The 6,246-nt window shown below is 52.2% G+C and carries 6 protein-coding genes; 5 read left to right on the forward strand and 1 reads right to left on the reverse strand.

Annotated features, from left to right (window positions below; translation table 11 throughout):
• Positions 1 to 587: 587 nt before the first annotated feature.
• Both ACR0L9_RS18935 and ACR0L9_RS18940 read left to right on the forward strand, forming a co-directional pair.
• Positions 588 to 2,477 (forward strand): SLC13 family permease, encoded by a 1,890-nt coding sequence (locus ACR0L9_RS18935; protein WP_480896404.1) that lies wholly within the window; start codon positions 588 to 590, stop codon positions 2,475 to 2,477.
• A 229-nt stretch (positions 2,478 to 2,706) separates the two neighbouring features.
• The gene (locus tag ACR0L9_RS18940; protein ID WP_170626252.1) at positions 2,707 to 3,612 is read left to right on the forward strand and encodes a haloalkane dehalogenase; all 906 of its coding nucleotides are present in this window, start codon (positions 2,707 to 2,709) and stop codon (positions 3,610 to 3,612) included.
• A 32-nt stretch (positions 3,613 to 3,644) separates the two neighbouring features.
• On the opposite strand, the gene ACR0L9_RS18945 is transcribed toward ACR0L9_RS18940, so the two are convergent.
• A complete protein-coding gene (locus ACR0L9_RS18945; RefSeq protein ID WP_480615275.1) occupies positions 3,645 to 4,532 on the reverse strand; it encodes a LysR family transcriptional regulator in 888 nt (295 codons plus the stop codon).
• Positions 4,533 to 4,636: 104 nt separating this feature from the next.
• Between ACR0L9_RS18945 and ACR0L9_RS18950 the strand changes: the two genes are divergently transcribed.
• The 3 genes from ACR0L9_RS18950 to ACR0L9_RS18960 form a co-directional block, all read left to right on the forward strand.
• A complete protein-coding gene (locus ACR0L9_RS18950) occupies positions 4,637 to 4,927 on the forward strand; it encodes a putative quinol monooxygenase (protein WP_480615277.1) in 291 nt (96 codons plus the stop codon).
• Positions 4,928 to 4,953: 26 nt separating this feature from the next.
• Entirely contained in the window at positions 4,954 to 5,967 is a 1,014-nt protein-coding gene (locus ACR0L9_RS18955; RefSeq protein ID WP_480896405.1) for a zinc-binding alcohol dehydrogenase family protein, read from the forward strand.
• Positions 5,967 to 6,246, forward strand: a 280-nt coding sequence (locus ACR0L9_RS18960) for a VOC family protein (RefSeq protein ID WP_480896406.1), incomplete at its 3' end; no start/stop codon positions are given. The genes ACR0L9_RS18955 and ACR0L9_RS18960, both read left to right, overlap by 1 nt.

A 6,246-nucleotide genomic window follows, 5' to 3' on the forward strand; every position in this document is an offset into this window, starting at 1 on the left:
TAGCTTTGGATTTCGTCTAAAGTTTTGCATCTTTGGACCAAAACCTTGGGTGCACCAGCCACCCATTGAATTTGGCATCCAAAGATAATTCTGCACAGTGCAAATTTTAGTTGGATTCATGCCATGATCGTGGCTCACGTGAAGCTTGAAGTCTGCCGCTTCCAGCTCAATGCGGCCTTTCGCGGTGCGACCCGCAACAGTATTCCGCAGTAGAGAAGATCAGGATCGTACTGGACGGCCTAAAAGGCGAGGACAGCAATGCAGAGCTGAGCCGTCGTGAGGGCATCGCGCAGAGCGTTCCCTACTTGGCAAGTAAAATTGACTGGATATGAATGATAACGATACGGAAAATCCATATTTGTGTATTTTAGAAAGTGTGAAAGTTCATTTCGCATTGTGATGCTTAGATAGGCTTATGAATTTGTCATCTACCTCTCTTTGGGTTGGCAGAATCCAGGTTTCAGCAGATATCTCGTCCGAGAAAACAGCGGCGTAAGCAGGCCCGATGTCTATTGGCCTTATCTGCCGCGCAGAGTTGGTCCTTCGTATTTGCTGGTAGTCAGGTAACGTTAGGTTGGGAGTACGATATGGAATTACCAGCACTGACGTACGAAATGATAGCCGTACTGAGTTTATTGTCTTTTACCGTCTTACTTTTTGTTACCGAGATTATACGGATTGATGTCGCAGCAATTCTTGTAATGGTGCTGCTTGGTGCACTGAGCTATCTCCCTGGGCTGGGTAATCTAGCCGATGTATCTAAGCTCTTTGAAGGTTTCTCCTCCAACGCTGTGATGTCCATCATCGCAGTTATGGTAATTGGGGCGGGGCTTGATAAGACTGGACTTATGTCAAAGGTTGCGGCCTTGATCCTCAAGAATGGTGGCACGACAGAGGCCCGGATAATCCCCATAATATCAACAACGGTTGGTGTCATCAGTTCCTTCATGCAGAACGTGGGAGCTGCTGCGCTTTTTCTGCCTGTTGTCAGCCGCATCTCAGCACGTACGGAAATCCCGATGAGCAGGTTGCTGATGCCCATGGGGTTTTGCGCGATACTGGGTGGTACCATCACATTAGTCGGGTCGTCGCCCCTCATCCTGTTGAATGACCTGATTGTTTCGGCAAACTCATCCCTTCCTGCTAACCAGCAAATGGAGACATTTGGGCTGTTTTCAGTCACGCCGATCGGTGTGATGCTGGTGCTGACTGGGGTGCTTTACTTTGTGCTCTTTGGTCGTTGGGTTCTCCCTGCGCAGCGGGATCGTGGAGAAGACGCAAGCTCAGCGCGGTCCATGCAGACCTATGTCGAAAACACCTATGGGCTAAGGGCTGATATGTTCGAGATACGTGTCCCGGAAGGCTCGATCATCATTGGGCAAACGCTCGCGGATCTAATGGTCGCCCATAACATGTACATTCTTGGCACGTCCTATCGCGGCCACAAGGTCATCGCGCCGATGGCTGATACCAAGATCGAAGCCCCGGCGCGGCTTGCAGTACTTGGCCTGCGTCGGGTGGTTGAGCAACAGTTCGCTGAGCCTTACGGCTTGGAGATCCTGCCCCAACTAGATGTCTTTGCGGATGATTTCGCCGCGACGCAGTCTGGGGTGGCCGAGGTTGTTATTCCGCCCGGTTCTTCAGTGATCGGCCAAACTCCGATTGATCTGCGCCTCCGTCAGACACATGGTTTGTCTCTGCTGGCCATTCAGCGCGGCGAAGAAACACTGAGCCATGTAGAAACCGAAGATCATTCAGCAACGCATATCGGACAAGTCCCTTTGCAGGCCGGTGATACGTGTGTGGTGCACGTGCAGTGGGATCGTCTGACACGACTGAAGTCAGACAGGGATTTCGTCGTTGTCACCTCGGACTTTCCCCAGGAAGAGTTGCGGCCGCACAAGGTCGGCTGGGCGCTTGCCTTCTTCCTAATAGCGTTGAGCCTAATTCTGTTTTCCGATCTGCGCTTGTCATTATGCCTGTTGATCGGCGCTATTGGGATGGTGTTGAGCCGGGTGCTCTCGATTGACGAAGCCTACGAGTCGATAAGTTGGAGTACTGTTTTTCTACTCGCTTCACTGATCCCGCTAGGTCAGGCGGTTCAGAACACCGGCACTGCGGATTGGATTGCAGCGCATGTGTTGGCCCTTCTGAAGGGGTGGCCGATCTGGTCTTTGCAAGCAGGGATTGCCGTTTTGGCAACGGCGTTCACGCTGGTCATGTCCAATGTAGGCGCAACTGTCCTGCTGGTGCCACTAGCAGTTTCTATTGCCGTATCCGCGGGTGGCAATCCGGCTGTGTTTGCTCTCACGGTGGCAATATCAACGTCCAACTCATTTTTGATCCCAACACACCAGGTGAACGCGTTGATCATGGGCCCAGCAGGCTACCGGGTGGTGGATTTCGTTCGCTCCGGTGGAATTATGTCTCTCCTTTTCTTGGTTGTCTCAATGACCGGGCTTGCGATTTTCTTCTGAGCCGCCTCTCGGCGATCCGTACAGAAGAACTCGCAATATAAGGTTTTTGAGACCAAATTTTTTGGCGCGGGTTCAAAACGTCTGCAAAAAGGGCCTCCTCCGCGAGGGACCGAAGTAATGTGTACAACTCAACCAAACCTGAAGTCGGTATACGCTGGAACTGGACCGTTCTTGTTTTATCGATCACTGTTATTGGACCAAGACCGTCGGCATTTTTGGAGAGTTCACGATGAAGTTCCTTCGTACACCGGACCATCGGTTTGACGGGCTGCCAGATTTCAACTTTGGCCCGAACTATCTTGATGTGGATGACACCGAGGGAAGTCTTCTCCGACTGCATTATTTGGACGAGGGACCGGCTCATGCATCACCAGTATTGTTGATGCATGGAGAGCCAACCTGGTGCTTCCTTTACCGGCGCATGATTCCGTTATTCAAGGACGCTGGCCATCGAGTTCTGGCTCCTGATTTGATTGGGTTTGGAAGGTCGGATAAACCAACAGAGCGATCCGATTACACCTACCAACGCCATGTAGACTGGATGTCCGAGTGGTTGCGGAAAGTTGACCTGACGGGCATCACGTTGGTTTGCCAGGACTGGGGTGGTCTAATAGGCTTGCGGTTGGTTGCGAGTATGCCCGAGCGGTTCTCGCGCGTAGTTGTGGCAAACACGGCCTTGCCCACCGGTGACGCACCCTTGAGTGAGGCATTTCTTTCATGGCGGGAATACTCGCAGTCCGTGCCTGAATTTAATTCGGGACGCATTGTATTCGGCGGCACATCATCCAAGATTTCCGATGAAGAAGTCGCAGCATACAACGCACCGTTCCCAGATGCGCGCTATCTGGCAGGCGCTCGAGAGTTTCCAGTGTTGGTGCCCGACTCGCCCGACAATCCAGCTTCAGAAGCCAACCGAGCCGCATGGAAAACCTTCAAGACCCTCAACACTCCGTTTCTGACTGTTTTTGGAGATGATGACAGGGTTATGGCGGGAGTAGACAAACTGTTCCAAAAGTCGATCCCTGGGGCAGTTGGTCAAAATCATACAGTTGTGCCAAAAGCCGGGCATTTCATTCAAGAAGATGCCGGCACAGAGCTAGCACATGCGACTTTGAAATTCATTGAGCAGACATAGCAGCCATCAGATTAGTGTCTTCCCCTGCGGCCTCAACTCACACCAAATTTGCGACGCAAATGCTCAGCTATGGCTGTTATGCGACGTGGTTGGGCCCGGCTCGGTGGAAACATCATTTGCAAAGGTTTCGGCGGTGGGAGGAAGTCGCGCAAGACAGAAACAAGTCTGCCAGATCGAACATCGTCGCCGACATCCAGCTCGGACTTCAATACGATCCCATGGCCTGCAATCGCCCAATCGCGGATGAGTGAACCATCATTGACTATTCGATTTCCCTTTACCGATACGCGCTGGGCATTTGGTCCTGATCCAAACTCCCAAACGTTGTCGATCATGTCGCCAAACCTCATGATCAAGCAGTTGTGGTTTAATAGATCTTCTGGTTTTTCAGGCGTTCCAAATGAGGCCAGGTAACTTGGGGACGCACAAACGAAACGTTGGTAGCTTCCCAGATTTCGCAACCTGAGCGAGCTGTCTGTGATGTTGCCGAAGCGAACGGCGAGGTCAAAACCCTGGCCTACGAGGTCGACATAACCGTCCGATAGGGACAGTTCGATTGAGACGGCAGGGTTCTTTTCGGTGAATTCGGCAATAACCTTGGAGACAATGCTCCGTCCCAAGTCAATGGGCGCGCTTATGCGAATTGGACCAGACAGAGTTTCGGCGCCGTGCCGAACAAGTGTGTCCAGGTCCGCAACCTCACTGAGAACGTTTCTTGCTCCATCAGCGAGTGTCCGACCTTCTTCGGTCAGGCTAATGGAACGGGTGGTGCGGTTGAACAAAACCACGCCGTAATGTGCCTCCAGAGCCGCGAGCCGCTCGGACACTGTCGTGCTCGACATCCCTGTCTCGCGCGCCGCGGCCACAAGACTGCCTTTCTCGGCTATGGTCAGAAACAAGCGAAGATTGTCTAAAAGCATTAAACGGAATTTCCGGATTATATGTTCGATCTTTCCCTGTTTATCCCGAAATGACTGCGGCGTAAATCTAGCGCATCGCTCAAGAACACAAGGGACCTATTCCAATGGCCAAGCTGACAATCGTCGCCAACATCAAAGCCAACCCCGACAAGATCGACCTCGTAAAGGCTGAGCTTATGAAGCTCATCGACATAACCCGTGCCGAAGAGGGTTGCATTAACTACGACTTGCATCAGGACAACGACAATCCGGCTCATTTCGTGTTCTACGAAAGTTGGGAAAGCCGGGAGCTTTGGCAAACCCACATGGGTGCTCAGCACCTTGCGGCTTACCTGGAAGCAACAGAAGGCGCCGTTGCAGAATTCACGCTAAATGAGATGACAGTCATCGGTTGATAAAGAACCGGACAAAGGAGCACGTTATGAAAGCCGTGGGATACCTTAAGACAGGATCGATTGATCGGGCGGACGCCTTAATCGACTTCGAGGCCGACAAACCGACGCCAAAAGGGCACGACTTGTTGGTGAAGGTGCAGGCCGTGTCAGTGAACCCAGTCGATACGAAAATTCGTCAAAACCGTGCTCCTGCAGGTCCAGCACCAGATATTCTAGGGTGGGACGCAGTAGGGATCGTCGAAGCCGTTGGCGAAGCGGTTGAGACTTTCAGTCCGGGAGATACAGTTTGGTACGCCGGGGCAATAAACCGGCCGGGAACCAATGCCGAGTTTCATCTGGTGGATGAACGTATTGTCGGGTCAGCGCCAAAATCCATACCTGCAAAAGCAGCTGCTGCGATGCCGCTAACGACGCTTACTGCCTTTGAGATGCTTTTCGACCGCTTGCGAGTCCAAAATGCCGTTTCCGGCGGAACCAAGACGTTGCTGGTTATTGGTGGCGCAGGCGGTGTCGGGTCTATCACCATTCAATTGGCGCGGGCCCTCACTGACATGACGGTGGTTGCAACTGCGTCCCGACCCGAGACACAAGACTGGGTTCGAGAGCTAGGCGCACACCAAGTCATCAACCACGCGGAACCTTTTGGCTCACAACTCAAGGCTCTCGGTATCGACAGCGTGGATTTCATCTATTCAACAAACCAGTCCCAGCTTTATGCTTCCCAAGCTGGAGAGGTGATGACGCCCCAAGGTCGCTTTGGGTTGATCGATGATCCTGAAACCTTCGACATCGCGCCGTTTAAACCCAAATCGATCTCATTGCATTGGGAGTTCATGTACACTCGGTCGCTTTTTGGGACTGGAGATATGAATCGCCAAAGCGAAATCCTGAATCGGGTCACCGCGATGATAGACGATGGAAAGATCAGATCCACAGCGACCGATACACTTGGTAGGATCAATGCTACAAACTTATTGAAAGCGCATGCTATCCTCGAAAGCGGCAAGGCCAAAGGAAAGCTTGTGCTTGAGGGTTTTTAATGAGAATTGAGCGGCTGGATCATGTGAATATTGTGACGACTAGGTTGCCTGAGATGGTTACTTGGTATGATAATGTCCTGGGTTTGAAACCCGGGGCCCGCCCCGATTTTCCGTTTCCCGGAGCATGGTTGTATGCGGGTGATGACGCCGTGGTTCATCTTGTGGGTCACGAAGGAACACCTAACGTTGGCTCCGAAGTGAGGCTCAAGCTTGAGCATTTTGCGCTCTCAGCCACGGGGTTGAGCGCATTCGAAGAAAAACTGATCTCGAGTCAGATCC

The sequence above is a fragment of the Ruegeria sp. I3 genome (genome assembly GCF_056532525.1).

Bases quoted from the DNA above. Each gene is read 5' to 3' on its own strand.
- ACR0L9_RS18935 (WP_480896404.1), top strand. From the start codon at position 588: ATGGAATTACCAGCACTGACGTACGAAATGATAGCCGTACTGAGTTTA.
- ACR0L9_RS18940 (WP_170626252.1), top strand. From the start codon at position 2,707: ATGAAGTTCCTTCGTACACCGGACCATCGGTTTGACGGGCTGCCAGAT.
- ACR0L9_RS18945 (WP_480615275.1), bottom strand. From the start codon at position 4,532: ATGCTTTTAGACAATCTTCGCTTGTTTCTGACCATAGCCGAGAAAGGC.
- ACR0L9_RS18950 (WP_480615277.1), top strand. From the start codon at position 4,637: ATGGCCAAGCTGACAATCGTCGCCAACATCAAAGCCAACCCCGACAAG.
- ACR0L9_RS18955 (WP_480896405.1), top strand. From the start codon at position 4,954: ATGAAAGCCGTGGGATACCTTAAGACAGGATCGATTGATCGGGCGGAC.